This is a genomic window from Pseudomonas sp. GW821-FHT11G12 (genome assembly GCF_058808055.1).
Genome location: NZ_JBXARH010000004.1, coordinates 120,575 through 146,767, shown reverse-complemented (window position 1 = coordinate 146,767; position 26,193 = coordinate 120,575). Strand labels below are relative to the sequence as shown.

General features: G+C 59.2%; 29 protein-coding genes. 14 read left to right on the top strand and 15 right to left on the bottom strand.

Annotated elements, in window-relative coordinates:
* Positions 1–37: 37 nt before the first annotated feature.
* Positions 38–925, top strand: a complete 888-nt coding sequence (locus AC1RR7_RS14935; RefSeq protein WP_493157990.1) for a LysR family transcriptional regulator — start codon at positions 38–40, stop codon at positions 923–925.
* A 3-nt stretch (positions 926–928) separates the two neighbouring features.
* Here AC1RR7_RS14935 and AC1RR7_RS14930 read toward each other — a convergent pair whose 3' ends face one another.
* Both AC1RR7_RS14930 and AC1RR7_RS14925 read right to left on the bottom strand, forming a co-directional pair.
* Complete coding sequence (locus AC1RR7_RS14930; RefSeq protein ID WP_493157869.1) at positions 929–2,149, bottom strand: MFS transporter; 1,221 nt, start codon at positions 2,147–2,149, stop codon at positions 929–931.
* A 123-nt stretch (positions 2,150–2,272) separates the two neighbouring features.
* The gene (locus tag AC1RR7_RS14925; RefSeq protein ID WP_493157868.1) at positions 2,273–4,240 is read right to left on the bottom strand and encodes an alkyl/aryl-sulfatase; all 1,968 of its coding nucleotides are present in this window, start codon (positions 4,238–4,240) and stop codon (positions 2,273–2,275) included.
* Between the two features lie 103 nt (positions 4,241–4,343).
* Here AC1RR7_RS14925 and AC1RR7_RS14920 point away from each other — a divergent pair, with 103 nt between their 5' ends.
* The 3 genes from AC1RR7_RS14920 (at position 4,344) to AC1RR7_RS14910 (ending at position 8,096) form a co-directional block, all read left to right on the top strand.
* Positions 4,344–5,255, top strand: a complete 912-nt coding sequence (locus AC1RR7_RS14920) for a LysR family transcriptional regulator (protein WP_493157867.1) — start codon at positions 4,344–4,346, stop codon at positions 5,253–5,255.
* Positions 5,256–5,359: 104 nt separating this feature from the next.
* Positions 5,360–7,564, top strand: coding sequence for an OsmC domain/YcaO domain-containing protein (locus AC1RR7_RS14915; RefSeq protein ID WP_493066212.1), 2,205 nt, complete (start codon positions 5,360–5,362; stop codon positions 7,562–7,564).
* Positions 7,565–7,640: 76 nt separating this feature from the next.
* Complete coding sequence (locus tag AC1RR7_RS14910; RefSeq protein WP_102622418.1) at positions 7,641–8,096, top strand: VOC family protein; 456 nt, start codon at positions 7,641–7,643, stop codon at positions 8,094–8,096.
* A 112-nt stretch (positions 8,097–8,208) separates the two neighbouring features.
* Here the strand turns inward: AC1RR7_RS14910 and AC1RR7_RS14905 are convergent, their stop codons facing one another.
* Both AC1RR7_RS14905 and AC1RR7_RS14900 read right to left on the bottom strand, forming a co-directional pair.
* On the bottom strand, positions 8,209–8,673 hold the full coding sequence (locus AC1RR7_RS14905; RefSeq protein ID WP_102622419.1) for a hypothetical protein: 465 nt from the start codon (positions 8,671–8,673) through the stop codon (positions 8,209–8,211).
* On the bottom strand, positions 8,673–9,356 hold the full coding sequence (locus AC1RR7_RS14900; RefSeq protein WP_493157866.1) for a hypothetical protein: 684 nt from the start codon (positions 9,354–9,356) through the stop codon (positions 8,673–8,675). Before AC1RR7_RS14900 ends, AC1RR7_RS14905 begins: the two co-directional genes overlap by 1 nt.
* A gap of 226 nt (positions 9,357–9,582) precedes the next feature.
* Here AC1RR7_RS14900 and msrA point away from each other — a divergent pair, with 226 nt between their 5' ends.
* The 5 genes from msrA (at position 9,583) to AC1RR7_RS14875 (ending at position 13,493) form a co-directional block, all read left to right on the top strand.
* Positions 9,583–10,089, top strand: a complete 507-nt coding sequence (msrA, locus tag AC1RR7_RS14895) for a peptide-methionine (S)-S-oxide reductase MsrA (RefSeq protein WP_273538091.1) — start codon at positions 9,583–9,585, stop codon at positions 10,087–10,089.
* Between the two features lie 154 nt (positions 10,090–10,243).
* The gene (locus AC1RR7_RS14890) at positions 10,244–10,762 is read left to right on the top strand and encodes a MarR family winged helix-turn-helix transcriptional regulator (RefSeq protein WP_493157865.1); all 519 of its coding nucleotides are present in this window, start codon (positions 10,244–10,246) and stop codon (positions 10,760–10,762) included.
* Positions 10,762–11,964 carry an FAD-dependent monooxygenase gene (locus AC1RR7_RS14885; protein ID WP_493157989.1) on the top strand — a complete coding sequence of 401 codons (1,203 nt, stop codon included), beginning with the start codon at positions 10,762–10,764 and terminating at the stop codon, positions 11,962–11,964. The genes AC1RR7_RS14890 and AC1RR7_RS14885 overlap by 1 nt, the downstream gene beginning before the upstream one ends.
* A gap of 164 nt (positions 11,965–12,128) precedes the next feature.
* Complete coding sequence (locus tag AC1RR7_RS14880; protein WP_493157864.1) at positions 12,129–12,608, top strand: hypothetical protein; 480 nt, start codon at positions 12,129–12,131, stop codon at positions 12,606–12,608.
* A 243-nt stretch (positions 12,609–12,851) separates the two neighbouring features.
* A complete protein-coding gene (locus tag AC1RR7_RS14875; protein WP_102622425.1) occupies positions 12,852–13,493 on the top strand; it encodes a LysE family translocator in 642 nt (213 codons plus the stop codon).
* A 22-nt stretch (positions 13,494–13,515) separates the two neighbouring features.
* On the opposite strand, the gene AC1RR7_RS14870 is transcribed toward AC1RR7_RS14875, so the two are convergent.
* Entirely contained in the window at positions 13,516–14,424 is a 909-nt protein-coding gene (locus AC1RR7_RS14870) for an alpha/beta fold hydrolase (protein ID WP_102622426.1), read from the bottom strand.
* Between the two features lie 58 nt (positions 14,425–14,482).
* Complete coding sequence (locus AC1RR7_RS14865) at positions 14,483–15,046, bottom strand: P-loop NTPase family protein (protein ID WP_493157863.1); 564 nt, start codon at positions 15,044–15,046, stop codon at positions 14,483–14,485.
* 164 nt (positions 15,047–15,210) lie between these two features.
* Between AC1RR7_RS14865 and AC1RR7_RS14860 the strand changes: the two genes are divergently transcribed.
* Entirely contained in the window at positions 15,211–16,338 is a 1,128-nt protein-coding gene (locus AC1RR7_RS14860) for a saccharopine dehydrogenase NADP-binding domain-containing protein (protein WP_493157862.1), read from the top strand.
* A 2-nt stretch (positions 16,339–16,340) separates the two neighbouring features.
* Positions 16,341–16,832: a DUF2269 family protein gene (locus tag AC1RR7_RS14855; RefSeq protein ID WP_102622429.1), complete on the top strand. Its 492-nt coding sequence runs from the start codon at positions 16,341–16,343 to the stop codon at positions 16,830–16,832.
* On the opposite strand, the gene AC1RR7_RS14850 is transcribed toward AC1RR7_RS14855, so the two are convergent.
* Positions 16,815–17,279: a thiol-disulfide oxidoreductase DCC family protein gene (locus AC1RR7_RS14850; protein ID WP_102622430.1), complete on the bottom strand. Its 465-nt coding sequence runs from the start codon at positions 17,277–17,279 to the stop codon at positions 16,815–16,817. The two genes, AC1RR7_RS14855 and AC1RR7_RS14850, sit on opposite strands and share 18 nt — an antisense overlap.
* 41 nt (positions 17,280–17,320) lie before the next feature.
* Positions 17,321–18,310, bottom strand: coding sequence for a zinc-dependent alcohol dehydrogenase family protein (locus tag AC1RR7_RS14845; protein WP_493157861.1), 990 nt, complete (start codon positions 18,308–18,310; stop codon positions 17,321–17,323).
* A gap of 165 nt (positions 18,311–18,475) precedes the next feature.
* Between AC1RR7_RS14845 and AC1RR7_RS14840 the strand changes: the two genes are divergently transcribed.
* The gene (locus AC1RR7_RS14840) at positions 18,476–19,366 is read left to right on the top strand and encodes a LysR family transcriptional regulator (protein WP_493157860.1); all 891 of its coding nucleotides are present in this window, start codon (positions 18,476–18,478) and stop codon (positions 19,364–19,366) included.
* Positions 19,367–19,404: 38 nt separating this feature from the next.
* Here the strand turns inward: AC1RR7_RS14840 and AC1RR7_RS14835 are convergent, their stop codons facing one another.
* Together AC1RR7_RS14835 and AC1RR7_RS14830 are read right to left on the bottom strand one after the other, a co-directional pair.
* Complete coding sequence (locus tag AC1RR7_RS14835; protein WP_493157859.1) at positions 19,405–19,893, bottom strand: hypothetical protein; 489 nt, start codon at positions 19,891–19,893, stop codon at positions 19,405–19,407.
* The gene (locus AC1RR7_RS14830) at positions 19,860–20,384 is read right to left on the bottom strand and encodes a hypothetical protein (RefSeq protein ID WP_493157858.1); all 525 of its coding nucleotides are present in this window, start codon (positions 20,382–20,384) and stop codon (positions 19,860–19,862) included. The genes AC1RR7_RS14835 and AC1RR7_RS14830 overlap by 34 nt, the downstream gene beginning before the upstream one ends.
* 90 nt (positions 20,385–20,474) lie before the next feature.
* Here AC1RR7_RS14830 and AC1RR7_RS14825 point away from each other — a divergent pair, with 90 nt between their 5' ends.
* Positions 20,475–20,852 carry a Ypar14, super integron cassette gene (locus AC1RR7_RS14825; protein ID WP_493157857.1) on the top strand — a complete coding sequence of 126 codons (378 nt, stop codon included), beginning with the start codon at positions 20,475–20,477 and terminating at the stop codon, positions 20,850–20,852.
* Positions 20,853–20,886: 34 nt separating this feature from the next.
* Here AC1RR7_RS14825 and AC1RR7_RS14820 read toward each other — a convergent pair whose 3' ends face one another.
* The 5 genes from AC1RR7_RS14820 to AC1RR7_RS14800 form a co-directional block, all read right to left on the bottom strand.
* Positions 20,887–21,432, bottom strand: a complete 546-nt coding sequence (locus AC1RR7_RS14820) for a GNAT family N-acetyltransferase (protein ID WP_493157856.1) — start codon at positions 21,430–21,432, stop codon at positions 20,887–20,889.
* Positions 21,433–21,550: 118 nt separating this feature from the next.
* The gene (locus AC1RR7_RS14815) at positions 21,551–21,841 is read right to left on the bottom strand and encodes a hypothetical protein (RefSeq protein WP_192560580.1); all 291 of its coding nucleotides are present in this window, start codon (positions 21,839–21,841) and stop codon (positions 21,551–21,553) included.
* A 40-nt stretch (positions 21,842–21,881) separates the two neighbouring features.
* On the bottom strand, positions 21,882–22,718 hold the full coding sequence (locus AC1RR7_RS14810; RefSeq protein WP_493157855.1) for a suppressor of fused domain protein: 837 nt from the start codon (positions 22,716–22,718) through the stop codon (positions 21,882–21,884).
* Entirely contained in the window at positions 22,715–23,608 is an 894-nt protein-coding gene (locus tag AC1RR7_RS14805) for a hypothetical protein (protein ID WP_493157854.1), read from the bottom strand. Before AC1RR7_RS14805 ends, AC1RR7_RS14810 begins: the two co-directional genes overlap by 4 nt.
* Before the next feature lie 91 nt (positions 23,609–23,699).
* Complete coding sequence (locus AC1RR7_RS14800) at positions 23,700–24,602, bottom strand: LysR family transcriptional regulator (protein ID WP_493157853.1); 903 nt, start codon at positions 24,600–24,602, stop codon at positions 23,700–23,702.
* A gap of 124 nt (positions 24,603–24,726) precedes the next feature.
* On the opposite strand from AC1RR7_RS14800, the gene AC1RR7_RS14795 reads away from it, so the two are divergent.
* The gene (locus tag AC1RR7_RS14795) at positions 24,727–26,157 is read left to right on the top strand and encodes an aldehyde dehydrogenase family protein (RefSeq protein WP_493157852.1); all 1,431 of its coding nucleotides are present in this window, start codon (positions 24,727–24,729) and stop codon (positions 26,155–26,157) included.
* Positions 26,158–26,193: the final 36 nt, after the last annotated feature.

Genomic DNA, 26,193 nt, shown 5'->3' with positions numbered 1-26,193 from the left:
GCCTGAACTCTCCCCACCCCCGAGCACCCCCGCCATGATGGACAGCCTCAGCGGTATCACGGCCTTCATTCAGGTGGCCGAAACCCGCAGCTTCACCGAAGCCGGGCGTCTGCTGGAGATCTCATCGTCCGCCGTCGGCAAGAGTGTGGCACGCATGGAGGAACGCCTCGGTGTGCGGCTGTTTCACCGCAGCACCCGCAGCGTCACCCTGACCACCGAAGGCGAGCTGTTTCTGGACCGCTGCAAACGCATCCTCAGTGAAGTGGAAGCCGCGCAAATGGAGCTGCTGGAGTTGTCCGCCACGCCACGGGGCAAGGTGCGCATCAGCGTGCCGATCCAGAACGTGCTGATCATGCCGGTGCTGGCCGGGTTCATGCGCGCCTACCCGGACATCGAGCTGGATGTGGACATGTCCGACCGCATGGTCGACGTGATCGAGGAGGGTTTCGACGCGGTGATCCGTACCGGCGCACCACAGGATTCGCGGCTGATGGCGCGCAAGCTCGGTGGCTATCAATTGCAGTTGGTGGCGTCGCCGGCGTACCTGGAGCGCAACGGCGCGCCAATGCATCCGGATGATCTGAGCAAGCATGTGTGCCTGCTGCACAAGTTCCCTGCCACGGGGATGATCGAGCGCTGGCCGCTGCGGGTGGGCGACACGCACATCGAGCCGAGCCTTTCGCGTGCATTGACCTGCACCACGATGGACCCGCTGACGTACCTGGCGCTGGATGGGGTAGGGATTGCGTGTCTGCCGGACTTTTCAATCCGTGAGCCGTTGGCCGATGGCCGGCTGAAGGTGGTGCTGGAGGACTACACCGACCACACCGGCAACCTGTGGATGCTCTGGCCTGCGTCGAAGCAGACTGCACCGAGGTTGCGGGTGTTGATCGACTTTTTCAAAGACAACATTCTGAAGGTCTGACACTCAGCGTTGCAGGGTCTCGGCAATCGGCGACTTGCTCAGACCGAAACTGAGCATCACGGCCAGCCCGAGCAGACCGACCCCGGCGCCCAGCCACAGCGGTGAAGCGATGCCGGCATGGTCGACCATCAAGCCACCGAACAACGAACCCGAGGCGATCGCTACTTGAAATGTGGTGACCAGCATCGCCGAACTCGCTTCCGGCAGTGTCGGCGACGTTAGTTGCATCCAGCTGCTGACACCCAGCGGAATCGCCCCGTATGCCACGCCCCACAGCAACACCGCCAGCGTCACGCCCAGCCCCTGCAAGTGCGGCAAGGCCAACTGCACGATCACCATCAGCAACACCACCGCGCCCAGGGAAGCACGCAAGTGCGAAGTAATGGTGCCGGCCATGGCAAAGTTCGCCAGCATGCCGACCAGACCGAAGCCCAGCAGGATCGCAGTAATCGCACTCGGCGAGAAACCGGCTTCATGGCCAAGGAACGGCGCGATGTAGGTGTACGCCGCGAAATGCGCCGCCACCACCGTGCCCAGCAACAGCATGCTGCGACGTGCATTGCCGCGCGACACATAAGCCAGCAGCGCGCGTACTTTCAGACCGTCGCGGGAAGGCAGCGAAGGCAAGGTCAGGGCTTGGGCTGCGAGCGCGAGCAGTGCAAGCCCCGCCGTCAGCGCGAGCGACATGCGCCATGAAAACAGGCTGCTGATGAACGTCCCGAACGGCACGCCGAACACGGTCGTCAGGGTGATTCCGGCGAAGATCAGCGCCGTGGCCTTCGCCGCGTTAGAGGTGTTGACCAGTCGCCCGGCCACTGCAATCGCCACAGCCCAGAATCCGCCCAGTGCTATGCCAACCAATGCGCGTCCAGCCAGCATGATCGCCAGTGACGGCGCCAGCGCCGAGATCAGATTGGCGGCCACCAGCAACAGCGTCAGCAACAGCAACAGATGCCGTCGGTTCATGCGTCCCGCGCCCAGCATGATCGCGGGCGCCGACACCGCCGCGACAACACCCGGCACGGTGACCATCAGCCCCGCAACACCCACGGTGACGTTCAGGCTATCGGCGATCTGCGGCAGGATGCCGACCGGCAGGTATTCCGTGGTGACAAAAGCAAAGGCGCCGAGGGCTACGGAGTACACCGAGAGCCAGTCGCGCCAGGAGGAAGGGACCTCTTGTGTGGCCGTCGCCGTAGTGGGTAATGCCTGTAGATCGTGCATGGGAGAGCTCCACAATAATGAGTGGAGCCATGCTAGGCAGCGCGTGCCTGCGGAAAAACGGGGCACAGCTCCAATCACTGCGGAGCGATTGCTCCACAATCGAATGGCGCTGGCCCCGGTCGATCAATTGCGATCCTGAGCGACGATTGCAAAGTTGCCCGGCGCTTTTTCCAGCAACCCCAGGAATCTCACTAGATCGACTGTGCTGCCGTCGACTTTCAAGTCATTTGAGGTCAGCGTTTCCTTCAGCCCCGCAGTGCCGCCCAGCAGTTGCACGAACAGGTCTTTGGTGACGGTCAGCGTTGCGTTGGCATTCGCTGCCGACGGGCCTTTTCGGTAGTGCAGCACGGCGTTCTCGATCCACAGCACGAAGGATTCGCGGGTATCGGTCAGCAGCAGATTGAAGGTCCAGTTCTTGCCGTCGGCGGCCGGCCCGTCGAGGCTCGCGGCCATGGCTTCGAGGAAGCGCTCGGTGGGTGTCTGCTTCATCAGTTCTATCAAGTCCGAACGTCTGACGCCTTTGGTGGGCGGGCCGTTGCGCAGTTCCTGAGCGGCGGTCAGGTAGCTGTTGCGCCAGGTCGCGGACTCCGATTGGTAGCCCAGCTGTTCATAGGTCTGGGCCAGCAGTTCCTTGGCGGCCTTGTCGTCGGGTGCGTCGAGAACGGCCTGATCCAGCAGTTCGGCCACCCAGCGGTATTCGCCTTTGTCATAGGCCACGCGTGCGGCCTCGACCACTTTGGCGTGGCCGCCCATCAATTCGACATAGCGTTTGGCGGATTCCTTGGGCACCAGCGGATTCAAGTGCGCCGGGTTGCCGTCGTAGGCGCCGAGGTACATCTGGTAGATCGCTTTGACGTTGTGTCGCACATCGCCGTAATAACCACGGGTGCCGAAGTACGACGCCAGTGAGTCGGGCAATTGGATTTTGTCGGCGATCTCGTTGGGCGTGTAGCCCGCGTTCATCAGTCGCACGGTCTGATCGTGCATGTATTTATAGACGTCGCGGTGTTTGGTGATGAATTCGCGGATACGGTCGTTACCCCAGATCGGCCAGTTGTGCTGGCCGAAATAGACCTCGGTGTCGCCGAGTTCGTCGAGGGCGATCTGCGTGTAGTCGGACCAGCGCAGCGCATCGCGAACCTTGGCGCCGCGAATCGGCAGCAGGTTGTGCATGGTCTGCGCCAGCAATTCCGCACCGCCGTAGGCCTTGCGTTCGGGGATCGAGAAGGTCAGCTCGGCCGGGGCTTCCGCGCCCGGCATGTTGTGAAAGACGAAGCTGACGCCGTCGAGTACGAGTTCCTGCATCGGCTGATCGATGATTTGCGTCGGCGCCAGAATGCCGATGCTGCCGTAGGCGACGTTTTTGCCCAGCCCGGTATCCACCATGCCGGTTGCGCCCGGTGTCAGGTTCTTGCCGAACTGATACATCGAACGGCGCGACATTGCCGGCCCGGCCAACACGTTTTCGCTGGTGGCTTCCTCCATGAAACCCACCGGTGCCACTACAGGGATCTTGCGCTCGGCGACTTCCGCGACCGAAGTAATGCCCAGCACTCCGCCGAAATGGTCAGCGTGGTCATGGGTGAAGATGATGGCGGTCACGGGCTTGTCGCCCAATTGTGCGCGGGCGAATGCCAAGGCTGCGGCGGCGGTTTCCTTCGAGGTCAGCGGGTCGACCACGATCCACCCGGTTTGCCCTTCGATCAACGTCATGTTGGCGATGTCGAAACCGCGCAACTGGTAGATGCCGTCGGTGACTTTGAACAAACCGATCTGGGCGTTGAGCATCGCGTGGCGCCACAGGCTCGGGTTGACCGTGGCGGGGGCCTTGCCTTCGACGAATCTGAACGCATCGAAATCGATCAGCACGGTGCCGTCGGAACCGAGGATCTGCCCGGTCGGCCGGGCGATGAGGCCGCGTTGGGCATCTTCCATATCCCGGGTGTCATTGAGGTCCAGGCCCTTGGCCGAGGCTTCGATCACCGCTGCGGTGGCGAGTGTTGCTTCGCCGCTAGCAACACTCGGTGGTTTGTTGCAGCCGGCGAGGGACACCAGCGCCAGGGCGATGAGGGTGTGGCAGGTCGATCTCATTCTTGTTGTTCTCCGATGATCAATCAGCAGAGAGTAGGGAGAGGAGGGTGATGTATCCAATGCATTGTTTACATCCAGTCAATGCGTGGCTAGCATCGGCGACATGGATCTCAAACGACTGACACATCTTCTGGCGCTGGCCGATGAACGCCATTTCGGCCGCGCCGCCGAACGCGTGCACCTCAGCCAACCGGCCCTGAGCCGCAGCATTCAAGCGCTGGAGAGCGAAACCGGCCAGCGCCTGTTCGATCGGGACACCGGCGACGTTCGCCCGACGCCGGCCGGGGAGTTCCTGATCGAGCGGGCGCGGCGGCTGCTGTTCGATGCACGCTCGCTGGAACGTGATCTGGCGCTTTACGGTAATGGCCGGCTCGGCAACCTTGCGTTCGGCGTCGGGCCGTTTCCGGCGGCGATGTTGATGCATCAGGTGGTGCCTCGGTTGCGTCGGGAGTATCCGGAAGTCACCCTGCGGGTAGAGATCAACAACTGGCAGATTCTTGAAGCCCGTTTGCGGGATGAAGCGATCGAGTTTTTCGTCGCGGACATTCGCAATTTCTCGGCCGACACCGATCTGCTGATCCGTTCGCTGGGCCAGGCTTCGGCGGGGTTCTTTGTCCGGCCGCAACACCCGCTGGCCGGGCGCGCGGTGACGATGAGAGACCTGGAAAAGTACGGCATCGCAACGACGCGCCTGCCGGCCGTGGTGAAGGAAGAGACTGCGCATACCCTGGGCATTTCCACTCGCCAGGCCTTGCCGCTTGCGCTTGAGTGCGACGATGTGGCGTTGCTCAGAACGGTGGCCTGTTCGACCGATACCATCCTCGGCGTAATCCACGGCGCAGTGGCTGAAGACCTGCGCATCGGTAACCTGATCGAACTGCAGGTCGTGGACAGACCCGGGCTGCATTCCGAAATCGGCGTCGTCAGCCTGCCCAACAGAAGCCTGTCACCGACCGCCCGCTGTGTGATCGACGCCATCGTCGACGAGATGGCGCAACGCAATATCTCGACCTGAGCGGGAGTCCGGTCGGCGGCCAAAACGCCAAAGCACAAGACTTCCCGCTCAAAAACCGGATAATGGCGGCCATTCTGTTCAGCTCGCTATTCTGGTAGTCCCCCATGGAAATCAAGGTCAACTTTCTCGACAACCTTCGACTTGAAGCCAAGTTCGACGACTTCACGGTGGTGGCCGACCAACCGATCCGCTACAAGGGTGACGGCTCGGCACCGGGTCCGTTCGACTACTTCCTGGCCTCGTCGGCGCTGTGCGCGGCGTACTTCGTGAAGCTGTATTGCGAAACCCGCAATATCCCGACCGATAACATCCGCCTGTCGCAGAACAACATCGTTGACCCGGAGAACCGCTACAACCAGATCTTCAAGATTCAGGTCGAGCTGCCGGCGGACATCTCCGACAAGGACCGCCAGGGCATCCTGCGCTCCATCGACCGCTGCACGGTCAAGAAAGTCGTGCAGGCCGGCCCTGAGTTCGTGATCGAGGAAGTGGAAAACCTCGACGCCGACGCCCAGGCACTGCTGATGCCGGGCGCGAACTCCAGCGTGAGCACTTACATTCCGGGCAAGGATCTGCCGCTGGAGCAGACCATCGCCAACATGTCGGGCATCCTCGCCGACCTCGGCATGAAGATCGAAATCGCCTCGTGGCGCAACATCGTGCCCAACGTGTGGTCGCTGCACATCCGCGACGCGCACTCGCCGATGTGCTTCACCAACGGCAAGGGCTCGACCAAAGAGGGGGCGCTGGCGTCGGCACTGGGCGAGTTCATCGAGCGCCTGAACTGCAACTTCTTCTACAACGATCAGTTCTGGGGCGAAGACATCGCCAACGCGCCGTTCGTGCATTACCCGGACGAGCGCTGGTTCAAGCCGGGCAGCAATGACGAGCTGCCGACCGAGATCCTCGATCCGTACTGCCTGAAGATTTACAACCGCGACGGCGAGCTGCGTGGCTCGCACCTGATCGACACCAACTCCGGCAATGAACAGCGCGGCATCGTTTCGCTGCCGTTCGTTCGCCAGTCGGACGGCGAGGTGGTGTATTTCCCGTCGAACCTGATCGAAAACCTGTACCTGAGCAACGGCATGAGCGCCGGCAACACCCTGGCCGAAGCCCAGGTGCAGTGCCTGTCGGAAATCTTCGAGCGCGCCGTGAAGCGCGAAATCATCGAAGGTGAATTTGCATTGCCGGACGTGCCGCAAGAAGTGTTGGCGAAGTACCCGGCGATCATGGCCGGTATTCAAGGCCTGGAAGCACAAGGCTTCCCGGTGCTGGTGAAGGATGCATCGCTGGGCGGCGAATTCCCGGTGATGTGCGTCACGCTGATGAACCCGCGTACCGGCGGCGTGTTCGCCTCGTTCGGCGCGCATCCGAGCTTCGAAGTCGCGCTGGAACGCAGCCTGACCGAACTGCTGCAGGGCCGCAGCTTCGAAGGCCTGAACGATCTGCCGCAGCCGACCTTCGAAGGTCAGGCGGTCACCGAACCGAACAACTTCGTCGAGCACTTCATCGACTCCAGCGGTGTGGTGTCGTGGCGCTTCTTCAGCGCGCAGGCGGAATACGAGTTTGTAGAGTGGGACTTCACCGGCCAAGGTGAAAACTCCAACGTCGAAGAGGCCGAAACCCTGTTCGGCATCCTCAAGGGCATGGGCAAGGAATCGTACATGGCGGTCTACGAGCACATCGGCGCAACCGCCTGCCGCATCCTGGTGCCGGACTACTCGGAAATCTACCCGGTGGACGACCTGATCTGGGACAACACCAACAAGGCGCTGTTCTTCCGCGAAGACATCCTCAATCTGCATCGCCTGAACGAAGAGGAACTCCAGTCGCTGGTCGAGCGTCTGGTCGAAAGCGAGCTGGATGACTACACCGACATCACCACGCTGATCGGCATCGAGTTCGACGACAACACCGTTTGGGGTCAACTGACAATCCTGGAACTGAAACTGCTGATCTGGCTCGCCCTGGGACAAATCGAGGAGGCTAAGGAAGCGGTAGAGATGTTCCTCCAGTACAACGACAACACCGTCGAGCGGGGTCTGTTCTATCAGGCCGTCAACGGGGTGCTGGAGATGCAACTGGACGAAGACCTGGAGCTGGCCGACTACGAAGCCAACTTCCGCCGCATGTTCGGCAACGAACGGATGGACGCCGCGATCGGCTCGGTGGACGGCAGCGTACGCTTCTACGGTTTGACGCCGACCAGCATGAAACTTGAAGGCCTCGATCGCCATCTGCGACTGATCGACAGCTACAAGAAACTGCACGCGGCCCGGGCCAATGTGACGGCTTCGGTTCGCTGACAGCGATGACAACAAAAAAGCACCTTCGGGTGCTTTTTTGTTTTTAAGATGGACGCCTGTCAGAAGGAGCGATGCAATGGATCTGAAGTTCAGTCACGTCGATGTGCTGGTCAACAACCTCGAAGAGGCCTGCGCCTACTATGCGCAGATCCTGAAAGCGAGAATCTCCCGGACCCTCGTCTGGGAGCGGGGTGGCCTGCATGTTCGCTACGCAGTAGCGCTGATCGGTCAGGAGCGTTTCATGCTGGTCCAGCCGTTGGCGGGCAACCTAAAGGAGCTGCTGGATTCATCGGGGGAGGGGATGATCTACCGTCACTGCTATTCGACCCCGGACATCGAGAAGGCCTACGACGAACTGGTGATCGCCGGCGTGCAGCCCGAAGACGAAAACGGACAGCCACTGGAACGCGCCAACCTGCAATCACCGTCCGGGACACGCATCATCTGGCTGCCCAAGCGCTTCGGGCATTTCTCTATCGAGATTCTCGAGGAGCAGACGCTGGAGGCGTTCATCGAGTCTGCGTTTGCCTGAGTTTTTTAATGGGGACAGATTTATTTTTAAAATAGATCTGTCCCCTTTAACTTTCAGTCCCCTTTAACTTTCCTTAACTCAGACGTGGCTCGTTTGAAGTCTAGTTGGCAGCCTATCCGCGGTGATGGTTTTGTTTTGTTAATGAAACGAACTGATTCGGCCCCCGATAGAGCAAGTCTATGTCGCGAAAATTGATATCGCCGCGATAAATGATTTCCCTGACCCAACTGTACTGGCTGATCGGAAAATCTTCGACCACGACGGCATCGCGAAACGCAAATATGAAACAGTGCGTCGCACTCTGGGCGTAACGCGGCTCGTCAAAAAACAACAGTGTATGTGCTTCCTCAGGGCTGAATGGTTGGGTCGACGGATTCAGGTATATCCCCTGTTTCGCGGCTTGCCCGCGTCGAGCCGTGTTGGGGGCGCACGAAATCTGGCTGGCATTGTTTATCGCCGTATAGCCCAACAGCGAAGTCATGTGAATGTAGATTGGCCGCCCGTTGAATATCCCTGTATTCAACCGTACGTCCACCAAAGTGTCCCGGCCGCCGGTAGGTTTCCATTCGCCTGGCATCAATTCATCCCACTGCTGTACGAAATCAATTGTGCCTTGACCGAGGTCACGACCGATTGATGGGCAAAGGCTGCGGAGTACGCCTTATTGAGTGCAAGCACGTCAGCTGCCATATCGGTGTGATTGTTATACATCCCTTGTCCGATATTGGGATCAAACATGGCGCAGGGATAACTCCAGTTCAGGTACCCGCCGGTTGAACTTTGATTGAGTTTCAAGACCACCGCGTGCGCCCATTGGGCCCCGCCCTTGAGTGTCAGCATCAAGAAGTTCGCGTGGTTTGTTGCGTAGCCGTTCAGGCACGTCAGGATAGAGTCGGCGCTCGTCAACAGACCTGGAACATCTTCGTAGATACTCTGCTGTCCAGCCAATGCCAAAAGCAGCGCGTTGTTGGTGTCAGAGGTAGCGTGACGGCCCATCATGTCCCGTTGCAATGTTGATGCCGAAACATTGTCGAGGGTTTTTACCAGATAGCGTTTGTTGGCCTTGATGTTCCGCACCCACAGGCAGCAATACGCCCAACACATGCCTTCAGACACGGGCGTCACTGTTTCGGAGTGGGCAATACCTCCCTGACTTCCCATCGTCAGCACGACAACGTCGTTGCCTCTGCCCAGATAGTTGCCTTGGTCGAAGTTCGCAAACTCTTTTGCGTGAGAGAAGCACGTTCTATCCAGTGGCATTTTTATATCCTTATAGTCGCTCTCACTGCTGTGGGCTTTCCTTGCTTTTCATTCAAAAGATTAGGTTAGTACTGGATCAGTCGTTCAACCAGTTAGAGTGAATAGAGCGGTAATCATTTTCAAAGGGTGGTCATGCTGCTTGATTTGCGCAGCTCAACCTTGGAATTGGCCAACGCGCCCTCATAACGATGGTTACCTCCAATATCCCTGAAGGGAAGGACAGACCATGACCAGCCAAACCGAAACTGCCATCCTCGCCGGCGGCTGCTTCTGGGGCATGCAGGATCTGCTGCGGCGCTATCCCGGCGTCCTGCAGACGCGCGTCGGTTACACCGGTGGCGATGTGCCGAATGCGACCTACCGCAATCACGGCAATCACGCCGAAGCCATCGAAATCGTCTTCGATCCTGCCGTTATCAGCTATCGGCAAATCCTGGAGTTCTTCTTTCAGATACACGATCCGACCACGCCCAACCGTCAGGGCAATGATCTTGGCCCCAGCTATCGTTCGGCGATCTATTACCTCAACGAACAGCAACGCGACGTCGCCGAAGACACCGCCGCCGATGTCGACGCCTCACGGCTGTGGCCTGGACGAGTGGTGACCGAAATCGAACCGGCCGGGCCGTTCTGGGAGGCGGAGCCGGAGCACCAGGATTACCTGGAACGTATTCCGAATGGCTACACCTGCCACTTCATCCGCCCGAACTGGAAGCTGCCGAAGCGCGCCTGAGGTTCTTTAGTGTCAGTGTGAAAGAGGGGAACCGGTCTGTTTTCTGAAAAATGGACCGGTTCTTTTTTGTCCTTGAGTTTGAAAGGTAGCTAAGCAAGTTAGCTATATGCTAGTTTCGCGTCCTCATCACGACCAGCCCGGACCGATCCTGCACATGACGTTACCTTCATCACCGCCAAATCCGACTGAAGATCCCCGTAGCCTGCAGATCGCCAGTGATGTCGTCGGCCAGCAGTTGCAACAGATCGCCATCCTGACGCGCAAGGCTGCCAGCCATCTGGGCACGGCGCTGGGCATCAATCAGACAGATGTGGCGGCGCTGGAGCACCTGATCACCGACGGGCCTCTGCCGCCGACCGAACTTGCGGCGCGCCTTTCAGTGACCACCGCTGGTATCACGCAGGTTATCGATCGACTGGAACGGGCCGGGCATGTGGTCCGCGAGCGGCAGCTCAATGACAAGCGCCGGGTGCTGGTGTGTCCGGTTCCGGAGTCGGTGGCGCAGGCCTATCGGCATATCGCGCCAATGCTTAATGGTCTGAGCGCCGTCCTCGGAGCACTCGACGGCAAGGATCGCACCGTGGTTGAAGCATTCCTGGGCCAGGTGATCGAGGTTTACAGCACCACGCTGCCGGGCAGCCCTGTGGCCACGTCTGAAAACCAGGACGCGTGATGAAACCAAAAAAAGTACTTGTGACCGGCGCAAGCATCGCCGGGCCGGCTTTGGCCTATTGGCTGTCCCGACAGGGTATGGACGTTACGGTGGTCGAGAGGGCGCCTGCGTTTCGCGATGGGGGGCAAACGATCGACGTGCGGGGCGCCGGGCGTGTGGTGATTCAGCGCATGGGTCTGGAAGATTTGATTCGGGCGAACACGACTCAGGAACAGGGCATCGCCTTCGTTGACCAGGATAACCGGACCCAGGCGTTTCTGGGTGTCGATGCGTTCGACGGGGAGGGGCCGATTGCCGAACTGGAGATCCTGCGGGGCGAGCTCGCCAGGCTATTGATCCAGCACAGCCAGGATCGAGTGACCTATCGATTCGGCGACAGCGTTGCAGCCATGGAAGACGACGGTGAGCAGGTTCATGTGCGTTTCGAGCAGGGTAGTGCGCAGGTTTACGATTTGGTGATCGTGGCTGAAGGGATCGGTTCGACGACGCGTAATCAGGTGTTTGGCAACGAAGTCCAGCGCCGTCCGCTCAATCTGTATACGGCCTATTTCACTGTTCCTCGACAGCCGAACGATGGCCAGGTCATGCGCTGGCACAACATTCCAGGTGGTCGCTGTGTCTGTCTGCGGCCTGACAATCTGGGCACCACCCGCGCGTTTTTGTCTTTTCAGCAGGCGCCGTGCGGGTACGAAAAACTCGCGCAGGACGAACAGAAATCCTTGCTCAGGCAAATATTCGCCGACGCCGGTTGGGAGACACCCCGCGTGCTGGCTGCGCTGGAAGATGCCACCGACCTTTATCTGGACGCGGTGGGTCAGGTCAAAATGCCTCGTTGGTTCAAGGGGCGCATCGCGCTGGTCGGGGACGCGGCTTATTGCGCATCGCCCATCAGTGGCATGGGCACCAGCCTGGGTCTGTGCGGCGCCTACGTGCTGGCCGGTGAACTGGGGCGCCATGCCGACCACATCCAGGCGTTTTCGGCCTATGAAAAACGGATGCGGCCCTTTGTCGCCCAGGCGCAAAGCGTGCCCGGATTCGCCCCCAGACTGGCCTCACCACATTCGCGCCTTGGCATCGCCCTTGGTCACGCGGTGTTGAGGCTGGCGAGTGCGCCGGGGTTCAAGCGCCTGTTCGGGAAGATTCTTTCGCCGAAGGCTGATGCTATCGAATTGCCGGAGTATGACGAGCAGCCGTGGGTTTAGAGCGAGAGCATTCAATGGGGACAGATTTATTATCAAAAAATAAATCTGTCCCCATTTTGTTTAGAATTGCGCCCCCTGCAGTTCTGCAGGTTTGCCATGGAACGCAGCCGTCCGCACCTGCGCCAGGCAATTGGTTTCTACAAATTGAACAAGGATAAAGGCTCATGGGAATGAGAACGGCAGCGTTGGTTTTGTTGCTTGCAACGTCACTGACCGCCTGTGGAGGAAGCAAGGACAAGGCCAGGGAACTGGTCGATATCAGTGGCGCCTTCAAGGAACATTACGATGAGGTGGTGGAAACCGTAATGCGAGATTACTCGCCACGTTACATGGCGGTGATGGATGAAGAAATCCGAGAGGTTGTGGAAGACAAAGTTCCCTTCGATGAGATCAGAAACCTGCGGATCGATACCTTGGCGGCTCACTTGCAGCCGGACGAACTCAATGCGGCGATTCGTGCCCACGATAACCCCGCGCAGAGCAAAGACATTTTGAACAACACGCCTGAGGGCCGCAGCTTTCTGGACAAGATCTTCGACGCTGAAGACTCCGTCGAGAATACCTTCCAGGCCCTATTGAAGGAGCGTGAACCCGCCATCCTTAAAGCGCTGGATAAAATCAATAACAAGAGGCTGGATGGCTAGGCGTCCCTGACGCACGCTCAATCCACCTTCACCGCCGCTGGCGGAGTCCACTGCCCGTCGAGCGCCGCCGCCATGAAGCATCCTTACTTCATGGCCGCCACCCGATGGCGGCGTGTCGCTGAAACCATAGCTCATGTTTGATCGAGTCAAATGGCGGTGACGGTCATTGCTGCCAGTTCAACCGGTCGATGCGCCACACCGGTTCCTGTACCCTGCAGCCTTTCACTCCCACGAGCATGGAAAATGGATTCTCACTCGATTCTGGCTTTTACCCTGGTGGCCGCAATTGCCATCGCCAGCCCAGGCCCCGCGACGCTGATGGCGATCAACAACAGCCTGGCCCATGGTCAGCGCAGCGCGATCTGGTCGTCGCTCGGCAATGCCAGTGGTCTGTTCTGTCTTTCAGCCGCTGCGATGCTCGGGCTCGGGGCATTGCTTGCCAGTTCCGAAATGCTGTTCAACGCGGTGAAGATCATCGGCGCCGGTTATCTGTTCTATCTCGGGATCAAGCAACTGTTCAAAAAGGACGCGATGCTTCAGGACAGTCCTCAGGATGATTCGAAGAAAGCCCGGCCCACGCGCCTGAAACTCTACAAGTCGGCATTCCTGACGGCCGTGACCAATCCCAAGGCGACGATGTTTTTCACCGCGCTGTTCCCGCAGTTCATCGACCAGGGCGCGACGCTGCTGCCGCAGTTCCTGATCCTGACGTCGATTTTCATGGCGCTGTCGGTGACGTCCCTGACGCTCTACGCCGCGCTCGCATCCCGGGCCAAAGGCGTGTTGACCCGTCCGGCGTTTTCCCGTTGGGTCAGCCGGGTGGTGGGATCGACGTTCATCGGCTTCGGCGCCGCCATTCTGACCATGCGCCGGCAGGCTGCCTGAGAAGCAGCGTCCATCTTCAACGTCAGCGGGTCATAAAGCTGCGAATCGCCTGCGTGGTTTCCACCGGCGCTTCTTCCATCAGCCAATGGCCCGCTCCGGCGATCACCACTTCGGTGACGTTGTCGGCGGCGTTGCGCATCACGATGGCTTCGTTATTACCGAAGGACTTTTCACCGCCGACGGCCAGGACCGGCATCGTCAGTTTGTTCTTTGACGACGCTTCGTTGTCTACCGCGTCCTGGCGAATCGCACGGAACTGAGCGAAGGCCGCGTGCATCGCGCCGGGGCGGGCGTAGAGTTTGGCGTAATGCTGGCGGGTGGCTTCGTCGACTTTTTTCGGGTTACCGGCGAACTCGTTCCAGAACCGATCCAGGTAAATGCGCTCACGGCCGGCGACCAGTCGCTCCATGTCCGGGCCTCCAAAATCGAAGTGCCAGAGCATCGGCGAACGCACGATGTCGTTCCACGGCGCAATGCCCGGAACAGGCGCATCCATCACCACCAGGCGATCGGTCTGTTGCGGATACCGCGAGGCATAGGCGAACGCGACCATGGTGCCGATGTCGTGACCGATGACGACCGAATGCTCGATGCCCAGCGAGGCGAGTACGGCGCGGATGTCTCCCGCCTGGGTCTTCTTGTCGTAGCCACCGTCGGGAATCGACGACAGCCCCATGCCGCGCAGATCAGGGATCACCACGGTGTGATCCTTCGCCAGATCGGTCGCCAATGGCACCCACATGTCCCCGGTATCACCAAAACCATGCAACAGCACCACGGCCGGGCCTTTGCCGCCGATGCGCGTGTGGATCTTCGCGCCGTCCACGGCAATGTCTTGCGTGCGGAAGGAAGCGGGGAACGGTTTTACGTCAGCATGGGCCGGAACACTCAGGGTCACCAGCAAGGAAGCGGTCAGCAAGGCGCGGATCATCACGGTGACTCCAGAGGTGTAGGTGGGTGGAGCGTAGACCGCTTTTAGAACGCTGCCTTTACCGTTGAGTGTTTTGCGCGGGAGTCGGCCTCTGGCTGACTTGAGGTGTGGTGCAAAGCCTGTCGAGAAAGGTCGAAACCTGCCGTTTGCCACGCAGATGCACCACCGGGACGTCTGGCCCGATTGACTGGCGCACGTTGTCGATACCCGGGCGGTAACCCCGGTCAAAGGTCCATACGAACTTCAGAAACGTCAGGAATTTCCGGTCGATTTTTTCTCTGCAGCCTGCCGCGAGATCCGGGCGCGGGCGGTTCATGATGCTGCGCCGGATCACGCGGGCGAAGCAGGTGAGTCGTCGCGTATCGAGCCAGATAATCAGGTCGGCGCGGGGCAGGCGAAGGTCGAAGGTTCGCCGGGCATAGTTGCCTTCACACACCCATGAATCCGCGTTGATTGCCTCGCGGACCCGTGTGCGGAATTGTTCTGCGTCGGGTTCGACCCAGTCTGGTTCCCAGAACAAGGTATCCAGATGAACCACGGGCAGGTTCAGGCGGTGGCCGAGGGCGCGGGCGAGGGTGGATTTGCCACTGCCGGCGTTACCCAGAATCACAATCCGTTGCATAGGGACGTCCTGTCGAAAAAAGCCGGCAATTGTGCAGGTTCCGGATGTTCAATCAAAGCGGATTCAATCGTATTTCTTGCCTGACCCGCCGATATCAGGGAAGCTCCCGCGAATCCTGTCTCGGGCAAGTTGGCTGTACGATCGAATCGTTAGGGAAGCGTTGAATGGCGTTCAAGGTGTTGGTGGTCGGTGGGTATGGAAACTTCGGCAGCATCGTCTGCCGGCATCTGGCGTCGATGCCCGATGTTGATCTGGCGATCTCGGGTCGCGATCCGCACAAGTTGCTGCGCAAGGTCGAGGCGTTGCAAGCCGCTTCAGGAAAAGCCTGCGCCAGTTGGTGCGGTGATGCCATGGGGCCCGGGTTTCAATCTGCGTTGGGCTCGATGGGAATTGAGCTGGTCGTCCACACCGGCGGCCCGTTTCAGGGGCAGTCCTATGCGGTTGCCGAAAGCTGCATCGAGGCCGGGGTGAACTATTGCGACCTGTCCGACTGCCGAACCTTCGTCAACGGTATCGCTGTACTCGATGTGCGCGCGAAAGAGGCGGGCGTGGCGATTCTCAGTGGTTGCAGTTCGGTACCGACCCTGTCTTCGGCCATCATCGATCAGCAGCGCTATCGCTTTCAACGCATCGACTCGATCGAACATGGCATTTCCTCTTCCGCCAAGATGCCGGGGCTGTCTACCGTTGAAGGTGTGCTTGCCTACGCGGGCAAGCCGATCAAACAGCTCAAGGATGGCCGGGTTCACGAGGTGCCGGGCTGGCAGGATCTGACGTTGCGCAAGATGCCGCATCTGGGCACTCGCTTGCTGGCCAATGTCGACGTTCCGGACATGGACATTTTCGCCGGTCGTTATGGCGCCCGTACCTTGAGCTTCAAGGCTGGAGCGGGGTTGAAACTCGGCGGTGTCGCCAATGCTCTGTTCGCCCAGGCCCAGAAGATGGGGCTGATTCGGGACCCTGCGCCCTGGGCCGCGCGACTGCATCGTTTGGGCACCTGGTTCGAGCGACTCGGCGATGGCAAAAGTGCGATGTACATTGACGTGCAAGGTATCGGGGTTGAAGGGCAACCGCTGTCCATGACCGCTCAGCTGACGGCGTGGAATGACAAGGGCCCGGAAATCCCGAGCTGCGCCGCTGTTGCCCTGGCCGCCAAAATGGCCCAAGGGTATGTGCCTGAACCCGGCGCCCGGCCTTGCGTCGGCGAAATCACCGTCGACGAATACATGGCCGCGATCAACGACCCTGAAAACCTGAGCCTGTCGGTGCATTTCTCTGACGGGCAGCGCTGACCATGCTTTACCTGTGCCTCAAGTACATCCATGTGATTGCTGCTGTGTTCCTGTTCGGCTTCGGCATGGGCTCCTACCTTTACCTGATCGCCGCCAGCCGCACCGCCAACCCTCAGGTGATCGCTCATGTGGCGAAAATGGTCGTGCGTTTCGACGCTTGGATCACCACCCCGGCAGGCTTCATTCAGATCGCATCGGGCTATGGGCTGATCAAACTGGCCGGCCTTCCGCTGACCACGGAATGGGTGCTGACGTCGTTGATCATCTTTCTTTGCGTAGGATCACTTTGGCTCCCGGTGTTGGTGCTTCAGAAGCGCCTGTATGTGATGGCTTCGAGTGCAATCGAGACCGGAGGAGGGCTCGCGGACGAGTACGGGTCGGTGTACCGCCAATGGTTCTGGATGGGGGTGGCCGGTTTTCTGGGGATGTTCGTGATCGTCTTGATGATGGTGACGAAGATGACGCCCGTGCAGGTGTTAGGGCTGTTGCTGTAGCGAAGCCTTCAGAAAGCGTTGCTCATGATCGGGATCAGGCAGAAGACAGGTGTCATATTGTCCAAACAGCCGATAACGATTCAGTGCAATACGATCGTAGGCCCAGTTCCGAAGCCCGCGCGGGAAAATGCGCAAGCATTGCAATGGACGCCAGCGGGCGGGCAGTAGGGCAACGACTTCGAAAAAGGCATCGGAGCGCTCCCAATAGTGTCGGTCGCGGATGACCGCCATGGTGTCGAACTGATCGAGGGGTAAATCTGCCCAGGCGAGCAGCGCCTGCCCTTCGGGAGATTGCACCGCCGCCAGCCGGACTCGCTGCTGGCGGTCATGGCGAATCAGGAATTTCGCCCAGCCATTGCACAACTTGCAGACGCCATCGAACAACACCACTGTCTCGCCGGGTTTCAGCAGGGGAGCCGGTGACGGGCGAATCCGGGAAACGGGCATAGACATCGGTCCATAGAGGCCTGGTTTCCCGGATCATATCCTTAAACAGTCACGACAATCTTTCCGACCTGCTGGTTGGCTTCAAGAAAGCGATGCGCCTCCTGAATGTCTTCAAGGGTGAACGTCTTCGCGATGATCGGCTTCAGCGCGCCCGAAGCGAGGCCGTCGCTGATGAACGTCTTGGCTCGGGCCAGAGCCGCAGGGTTCGCGACGACCTCTGCGTAAAGGTAGCCCTTGAGCGTCAGGCATTTGCCCAGCACGGTGAACAGCGGGAACGGCGTGGGCTCCGGGCTCAAGGCGCCGTACTCAAGCAGAATGCCGCCCCTGGCCATGCTCTGGGTGAGCTGTTCGAAAGCAGGGCCGCCGATGGGATCGAACACCACGCGCGCGCCCTGACCATCGGTCAGCGCCATGACGGCGGCGACGATATCCTCTTCATCGCTGACGATGACGTGCGCGGCGCCGGCGTCCAGCAAGGCCTGTTTCTTGGCCCGGGTGCGGGTCACGGCAATCGAAGTCGCGCCCACCATTCGGGCAATCTGGAAGGCCGCCAGACCGACGCTGCTGGAGGCGGCAGTGATCAGCACAAAATCATTCTTCGTCAGTTTGGCTTGTTCGACCAACGCGCCCCACGCGGTGACGTATTGCATCCAGGAAGCGGCGGCCTGTTCAAAGGACAGGTTCGACGGGTGTTTTACCGTCAGCTCGGCGGGCACGTTGGCCAGCTCGCCGTAGGTGCCCCATTTGGCGATGTCCAGCGGCGGAATCAGGCTGACCGCATCACCGACCTTGAACTCGCTGACACCGGCACCGACGGCAACCACCACGCCAGCCGCTTCATAACCGAGGCGGCTGGGAAACTGCGCTTCCTGCAGATAGGCGTGATTGCGGAACATCACCTCGGCCCGATTCAACCCGAAGGCCTTGACCTCGATTTGCACCTCGCCGGATGCCGGAGCCGGCACATCGACCGATTCCAGTTTCAAAACGCTTGCGTCGCCGTATTCATGAATCCTGACAATGCGTGCCATGGTTACCTCTTCTGTGATCAATGAGGCCGGTGTGAGCGGCCTGAATTCGTGTTAAATCGCACCTGTTGCAGCCGTGCGCGTCGTTGCCATGGCCGCCAATTTAGGCTTTGGCCTGCGCCAGATAAAGACCTACGATAGCGCAACACTAGAAACGCAGGGTTTCCAATGGATCGCCTCACCTTGATGGCCGTCTTCGTCAAAGCGGTGGAGCTTGGCTCCTTCAGCGCGGTGGCGGATGAGCTCAATCTGTCCCCGCAACTGGTCGGCAAACAGGTCAAGATGCTCGAGCAGCATCTGGGTGTCTCGCTGCTCAATCGCACGACCCGCAAACAGAGCCTCACCGACTTCGGCCGTACGTTCTATCAACGGGCGAAGCTGATCCTGGCCGATATGGACGCCGCGGAAGAAATGGCCGCGATGACCCGAGGCGTGCCCAGTGGCCGGCTCAGAATCAACGCGCCGGTCACCTTTGGCGTCAGCACGCTGTCGCCTCGACTGTTGGAGTACATGGTCAGGTATCCGCAGGTGTCCGTGGATCTGACCTTGTCCAACGAACTCGTTGACCTGGTGGAGGGCGGATATGACGGGGTGTTTCGAATCGGTGAGCTGTCCGACAGCGGTCTGAAGGCTTTGCCTTTGAAGCCTTATCAAATGGTGCTGTGCGCAGCGCCTGCCTATCTGGCCCGACGTCCACCCATCTCGACGCCGCTGGATCTTCAGGAACATGAATGTCTGGCGTTCGCCTATTCGGACGGTCGCTCACACATTCGCCTCGAAGGGCCGGACGGTTGCATCGACGTGCCGATTAAAAGCAGATTGACGATCAATCAGGCCGACCCGTTGCTGTCGGCCGCGGTGGCAGGGCTGGGGGTCGTGCTGTTGCCGTTGGAGCTGGTCAAGGATGCACTGAGAAGTGGAACGCTGGTGAACCTTCTGCCGGACTACAACGTCCCGGTTTCCCCGATGAATCTTCTGTATGCACCGGACCCTAGGCTGACGCCCAAGCTGCGAAGCTTCGTGGATTTTGCCAGGGCTGCGTTTGGGGCTGATGCGTGAAAGGGGAGCCTGGCTGTCATCAGGCTCCATCGTTCAACTCATTTCGAGGCTGTCAGAAACCCCGGATCGAATGACGTATTGGCGATCCTCGCGACGTCCGATTCAGCTTCCCATTCCACGGTGTCACCTGCAATTTCGCGCACGATCCACTGCTGTGGCGCCGTCCACGAGAGTTCGATGTAAGGGCCGTTGAGCGCCTTGTTTGCAATCAGCAGCGCAACCTCATCGGCCGGGCCCGGGCACATGCCACCGACGGCCATGGGCACGCGTTCGCGTATCAGACGAGTGAGCAGGGACAGTCGCTCGGCGTGGGAACTGAAGGGAACTCGATGCGCTGCGCCTGCGTTATCCGTCAGTTGCAGATAGCCCGATTCGTCCGCGGCACAATGGATCAGAGCAAGATGCAACGGTGCCTGCCCCTGACCTTTTGCATAACGTGATTTGATGATTGCGATTTCCTGAGGTGACGGGATGGAAGGTGTCGGGTCGCTGGTCAATTCGTTTTTGATTTGTCTGCCGCACTGCATCTTGTCATCCAGTCCCAACTCAGAAAACCTTCGGTGAAATCCAGCAGTTCCTGATCGATCTGATCGACTGTTGCATTTATCCCGGCTTGGGCCAGATCGTAGGCATCATCGAAGTAGCCGAACAGGCCAAGTACCTCCGCAAAGCCGCCACTTTCCCTTGCCCAGACTTGATACATGCCTTCAGCCAGCACTCTGCCGAAGCCTGGGTTGTCGTAGAGCATTTTGTGCGCATCGGCCAGGACGTACGGCAATATCTCTGCTGTGGTCATGGACGGACGCGCGATCCGCAGTAATTGACTCGCGGTGTCGAAGCGATTTGATTCGCCCATCAATGCAAGCTCTATCAGCTCATAGGCAGGGTTCGTCTGGCCTCGGATCTGCGCATCCGCCCACTGCACGATGTTCGGGACGTCAAGTGTACGGAGTTCCAACGCGAGCTTCAGGTAGGCGACTTGTTCGCTTAAGGACACATTGGATGCAGAGACTGTCATGTGGTTCTCAAATGTTCAGGCGTAGGGGCAGAGTGTTTAACAGGCAAATGATGGGTACGATGCAGCTCAAAGTCAGGCCAAGGAAACAATATGCCGCTGCTCGTATGGGACCCGTTTGATCTGACTGGCGTACTCGGTGTCCTTCCGTCCCAGGATGAGTTTGAAACGTCGCATCGATACTCGATTCAACAAGGTTCTCTCAGACTGGAGCTGACGGTATGGCAGTACGATTCCGATGTCGAGATTCAGCTATGGGAAGCATCGCTGCCCAACCCCATCATCAAATACACTCTGCTGGGCTGCCCGGGGATCCGGGTTGTAGAGGACAAGCGCGGAAAATTCCTCGAATTTGCCGCGTCGAACACGTTCACCGGGCGATATGACGGATATTCAGTGATTCCCTACGGGCTCAGGCTCTGGGTCGATCCTCAGATTTTCCTGGAGCCATTCAGCTACACGACAGCCTGATGACTCCACTGTCGCAAACGTCGCATTCCGCACTTCAAGCGTGTTGTTGCGATGCAGTCCATTGTGACCTGGTCAGTCCGTAGCACTTGCACCAGGCCGGCGTAGTGGACAGCGTCAGTTCGGCATCATACAAGTGCACCGCACCGATTTTCATGGCGGCTTTTTGCGAGCGGATGTTCGACGGGGCGATGTGGAGATAGACAGTGTCGTACGCCTTGAAGGCGTGTTCCACCATCAGCTGTTTCAGCTCGCGATTGGTCTCGCCACCCCATTTCGCCCGCACCAGAAAGGTATACCCGATAGCGATACTGTCCGGCAGGTCGGGCGGGGTGTAATAGCTCGACATGCCCACGATCAGCCCCGAGTCGATATCAATGACGGCCAGCGTTTTGCCGGTGGCTAGCCGCGCGGCGAAGTACGCTTCGAATACCGGCCGCTCATAGCGGTCACTGGCGGGATGGCCTGCCCAGATGTGCGGGTCTGAGGCCGCCAGAAACAGGCCTTCAAAATCGCTTTCGGAAAGAGGTTTGAGCCTAAGCGTTTTCCCGCATAAAACGGGTTGGCAGTCGAAGTCGTGCACTAGAATGGTTTCCTTTCCAGGTGAGTCGTGGGGAGGGAACCAGTCTAGAGCCACGGATCTTCAAGAAAAGAGCCAATGCGACTGATATTGATGGAGCCATCGCGCTCAAGCTTGATATCTACGGTTTCGACGCTTGAATCGCCCTGTCAAGCAAAGGCCCCGTGATCAGCCGTGCCTTGTAATCGCTGACGAAATAATTGATTCGATTGGCCAGGTACTGAATGAACAGCCAGCCCAGGCCGTGGTGATCGCGCAACTCCTCGTCGTTGAGCTTGATCAGAGCGTCGTAACTCACAAAAGACGCTTCGCAATTGACGAGCAGATACAGCGATCCGTCCTCAGCACCTAGAAGGTCCCAAAAACTGTCGTTCAGGTGATAGGTCGCAGGGGCGAGTTGAAGCCGCTTCATGTTTGATTCCCGAGAGTTTCCTTCCCCCTGAGTGCCGCCGTCATACAACGCTGTCACGTTGCAGGCTGCTCATATGCCCGATGCCCGCAGCCTTCAAACGGTTCACCAGATCATCGCGCGCTGAGCGCCCACCCGAACGAATGTATTCAAGCTCCGACGCTGTGATCAATACCACGGAAACCATTCTGACCGGGGATAGAGGCATGTCATCCAGTCGGGTAGGGAAGTCCGGTTCAGGGGCGCCCAGCAGGACGCCGGTTGAGTCGTCCTCGGTCACGAAATGTGCGGGCAGTTGATCACTCATGTGACTGGACAGGCTGAAGCCGGGAATTTCGATTGATAGCGCACCGTACTGGTCGAGTCGGTGAGTTATTCCTCCAGCGTCTGCCACCGTTTTGGCAATGTGCTCCACTAGCTCGAATGCCCAGCTGCGCTGGAAAGGGTCGACATCACCCAAAAGGCCACGGGCGTGCTCGGGTATATCGGCGGTTTCCAGGAACAACTCCATCTCGAAACCGTTGCCTGTCCCTTCAGCATCATCATCGAAAGGGTCCGACAGGCCTTCAGTGGCGATAATTATGTTGTCGCCACGGCGAATGACTCGGTAGGCCTGGCGCGTCGAGGGCCAGTAAGGGCCGCCGGAAAAGCTCGGGCTGATCATGTAGGCAAGGACATCCCGCTCCACGGTGCCGATAGATCCCCAGTAGCGATCCAGGCAGGCTTCACCGGCCATTCGGGCTGCCATGTTTGCTGCTTCAGCCTCATTCAGGTTGCCGGCAGTCACCAGTTCTTGCAGATGAAGGGCTTGTGGTGAGGCTTGGGTGTCTTGGTTAAAAGGACGTTTCAATGAGTCGAGAAGCTTCTTGAACAAACTCATATGCGTTCCTTGCGGGTGTTGACCGGGGTGACCCCTTTCTTATCGGTAGCTGCAGCTTTTTCCTGATGTTTCCCCACGTGGTTTTTCCACGGAAAGTACTTAACAAAAACCGAGCGATTGATTACTCCAGACTCACCCACCTGAAATCCTGGCATCCGTTGCAGATCAAGCTGTAAGCACTGAGCCGCGAGTGCCTTTTGTAACGCGGGATCCGGATGAAACGACGCTGGACGGAAATTGCTTTTTTCAAGCGTCACATCGCAGCGTGTGATTTGGCCTTTAGCGTTAGCCGTGAAATCAAAATGGGCGCTGCCGAACGCGGTGATTGAGTGCCTGGCCAACACGTTGTCCCAGAAAAACCGGCTTTCCAGCCCGGCCTTCTGGTGTGTCAGGTCGTAATCGGAAATGGACGAAGTATCGCCCTTGGCTATCAACGGCGCGATGATCTCAAGGGAGCCATCGACTGGACTCTGGAGACCTTCCGGGATTTCCGTCCAGATGCTGCTCCAGCAAACATCGGTGACCAGATTGGCGAAGTCGGGTGGAGCGCCCGGGTCAGTTGGCTGCGCTTCGCAGAACAATACGTCACCTTGCTGGCTGAGCTTCATGCGCAACTTCACGCTGCCTTGCATGCTTTCGCCATTTGCCAGGAACACACTCTCGGCCAAGGTACTGCGTAGAACCGCGATATAGCGCCTAGCCTCCATTGCCTTGATTTCTTCTGATGTCATGTACGTTGGAGCGGACTTGCCTCCACTGTCCATATAGGCATTTATTCGCTGGTCGGTGGTCAGTTGGTGACAGCCAGAAAGCGTCACCAGGCCTGTCAGTAAAAGCAGCGGCGAGATCAGCCGACAATCGATCCATGATTTCAATGTATTGCTGATCACTCATCTGTTCCTTGAAAAAAACTAGGCGCCATTTTGCCTTGAAGCCAGACCGCCGTACATTTGCAACGCACATCTCGATTGATCGCAAGAATCAAACCAGACTCGGCCGCAACTCGTGCACCAGATCAATCAGCGCACGCAATCGCGCCGGCACGAAGCGATGGCCCGAGTAATAAAGCCTCAGCCCGCCAAACGACGGACACCACGGCATCAGCACCGGCACCAGTGCGCCGCTTGCCAGTTCTTCCTGGATGAACCACTCGGAAATGAAACCGATGCCCAGGCCCAGCACCACGGCCTGTTTGATCGCCAGCAACTCGTTGAACACGAAGCGCGTCGGCAGATCCATCTGCAATTTCTCGCCATCGCGTTCCAGCTCCCAATGGTAGATACCTCCGTGGGCCATGCGCATGCCGATGCTCTGGTGGGTGAGCAGATCCCGCGGGTGTTCGGGCACGCCGTGGCGTTCGAGGTACTCCGGCGTTGCCACCATGAGCATACGGATGTCGCCTGACAGCGCCACCGCAATCATGTCTTGCGGTACCGACTCGGCCAGGCGAATCCCGGCGTCGAAGCCCCCGGCGACGATGTCGACCATGCTTGCCTCGCTGACGACGTCGATGCGCACCTCGGGATAGCGCCGAGCGTACTGATCGAGCAGCGGCTCCAGCAGCAGGTAGGCCGCGCCGTGCGGTGCATTGATGCGCAGTGTGCCGCTGGGTTCGTCGAGACCGACGCTGGCTTCTTCGTCGGCACTCTTGATTTGCGCCAGGGCCGGGGCGATGCGCTCCACATAGCGCTGCCCGATGTCGGTGAGGGCAACGCTGCGAGTGGAGCGATTGAACAGGCGCACCTTCAGGCGCGCTTCGAGGCCGGCCACCGCGCTGCTCACAGCCGTGGTGGACATACCCAGTTCCTGGGCCGCGCCGCGAAAACTGTTGCGTCGGGCAACGGCCAGCACCACTTCCAGCTCGGTCATTCCTGTTCTGTGCATGGATTGTCCTGAAAATAGGGATGCTTCATAAGCCAAAGGATAGCTTATCGGAACAATCAACCGTTCTTAGACTTCGCGTCATACAGGCTCGATTCAGGTGAGTCATTTTCAGCGAGGAGTTGCCATGCAGCGCATTGAACACATCTACATCAACGGCGAGTACGTCCTCCCACACGGTCAGGAATGGTTCGACCTCCATAACCCGAGCACCGAGCAAGTCATCGGTCAGGTTCGACTGGGCGATGCACTCGACGCCCAGCGCGCCATCGCCGCCGCCAAGGCTGCGTTCCCGGCCTGGTCTCGTACCACGCGCGAGGAGCGCATTGCCGCCCTGCAACGCATGCATAAGGCCGTGGCGGCCAGAGAGGAAGAACTGCTGGAAGCCATCCTTGAAGAGTACGGCTCGCCTGCGGTTCGCGGGCGCTGGATGGCGACGTATCCGGCGGATGTGATTGCACAAGCGATCGAGGCGCTGGAGGCGTTCGACTTCGAAGAGCAGGCCGGTATGGCCAAAGTCATTCTGACGCCCGTGGGCGTGACCGGTCTGATCACGCCGTGGAACAGCAATGCCGGCTTCATCTGCAACAAACTGGCTACCGCACTGGCGGCAGGCTGCACCGCCGTCATCAAGCCCAGCGAGATGAGCGCGTTGCAGACGCAGGTCGTGATCCGGGCGTTGCACGAAGCGGGACTGCCACCGGGTGTCTTCAATATCGTCAACGGACGGGGGGATGTGGTGGGCGAGGAGATCGCCCGCCATCCCGACGTTGCCAAGATCTCATTCACGGGGTCGTCCGCAGTCGGTCAGCATCTGGTCAGAACCGGCGCCGACACCTTGAAACGCGTGACCCTGGAACTGGGCGGCAAGTCGCCCACCGTGGTACTCGATGACGCGGATTTCCAGGCGGTCATGCCGTTGGCACTGCACGCCGGATTCCTCAACAGCGGCCAGGCCTGCATCGCGGGCACGCGCATTCTTGTCCCGCGTTCACGGCTCGCAGAGTTCGAGCAGGCTGCGAAGGCGGGCGTCGCACAGTTTCAATCGGGCGACCCACGCAACGCCGACACCGATATCGGCCCGATGGTCAGCCAGAAACAATGGGAGCGGGTGCAGCGCTACATCCGTATCGGCCAGGAAGAGGGCGCAAGGTTGCTGGCGGGTGGCGAAGGTCGTCCGGAAGGCCTGCATGCCGGATGGTTCGTCAAGCCCACGATCTTCACGGACGCCAACAACCAGATGCGTATCGCGCGTGAGGAAATCTTCGGCCCGGTGCTGACGATCATCCCTTACGAGGACGACGCCGATGCGATAAGAATCGCCAACGATACGGATTATGGACTGAGCGCTCTGGTGCTGGGCCAGAACCCCGAACGTTGTGTGAATATCGCCCGTCAGATCGATTCGGGACGCGTGCTCATCAACACCCTGGCCCATGAACCGCGCGCCCCTTTTGGTGGCTTCAAACATTCGGGCCTGGGGCGCGAAATGGGCAAGTGGGGGATGAGCGCGTATCTGGAACCAAAGACATTGATCACCCATGACGCGGTGAAGTGAACGCTGTGTGTGGCATCGGAAACCGGGCGGAATTCA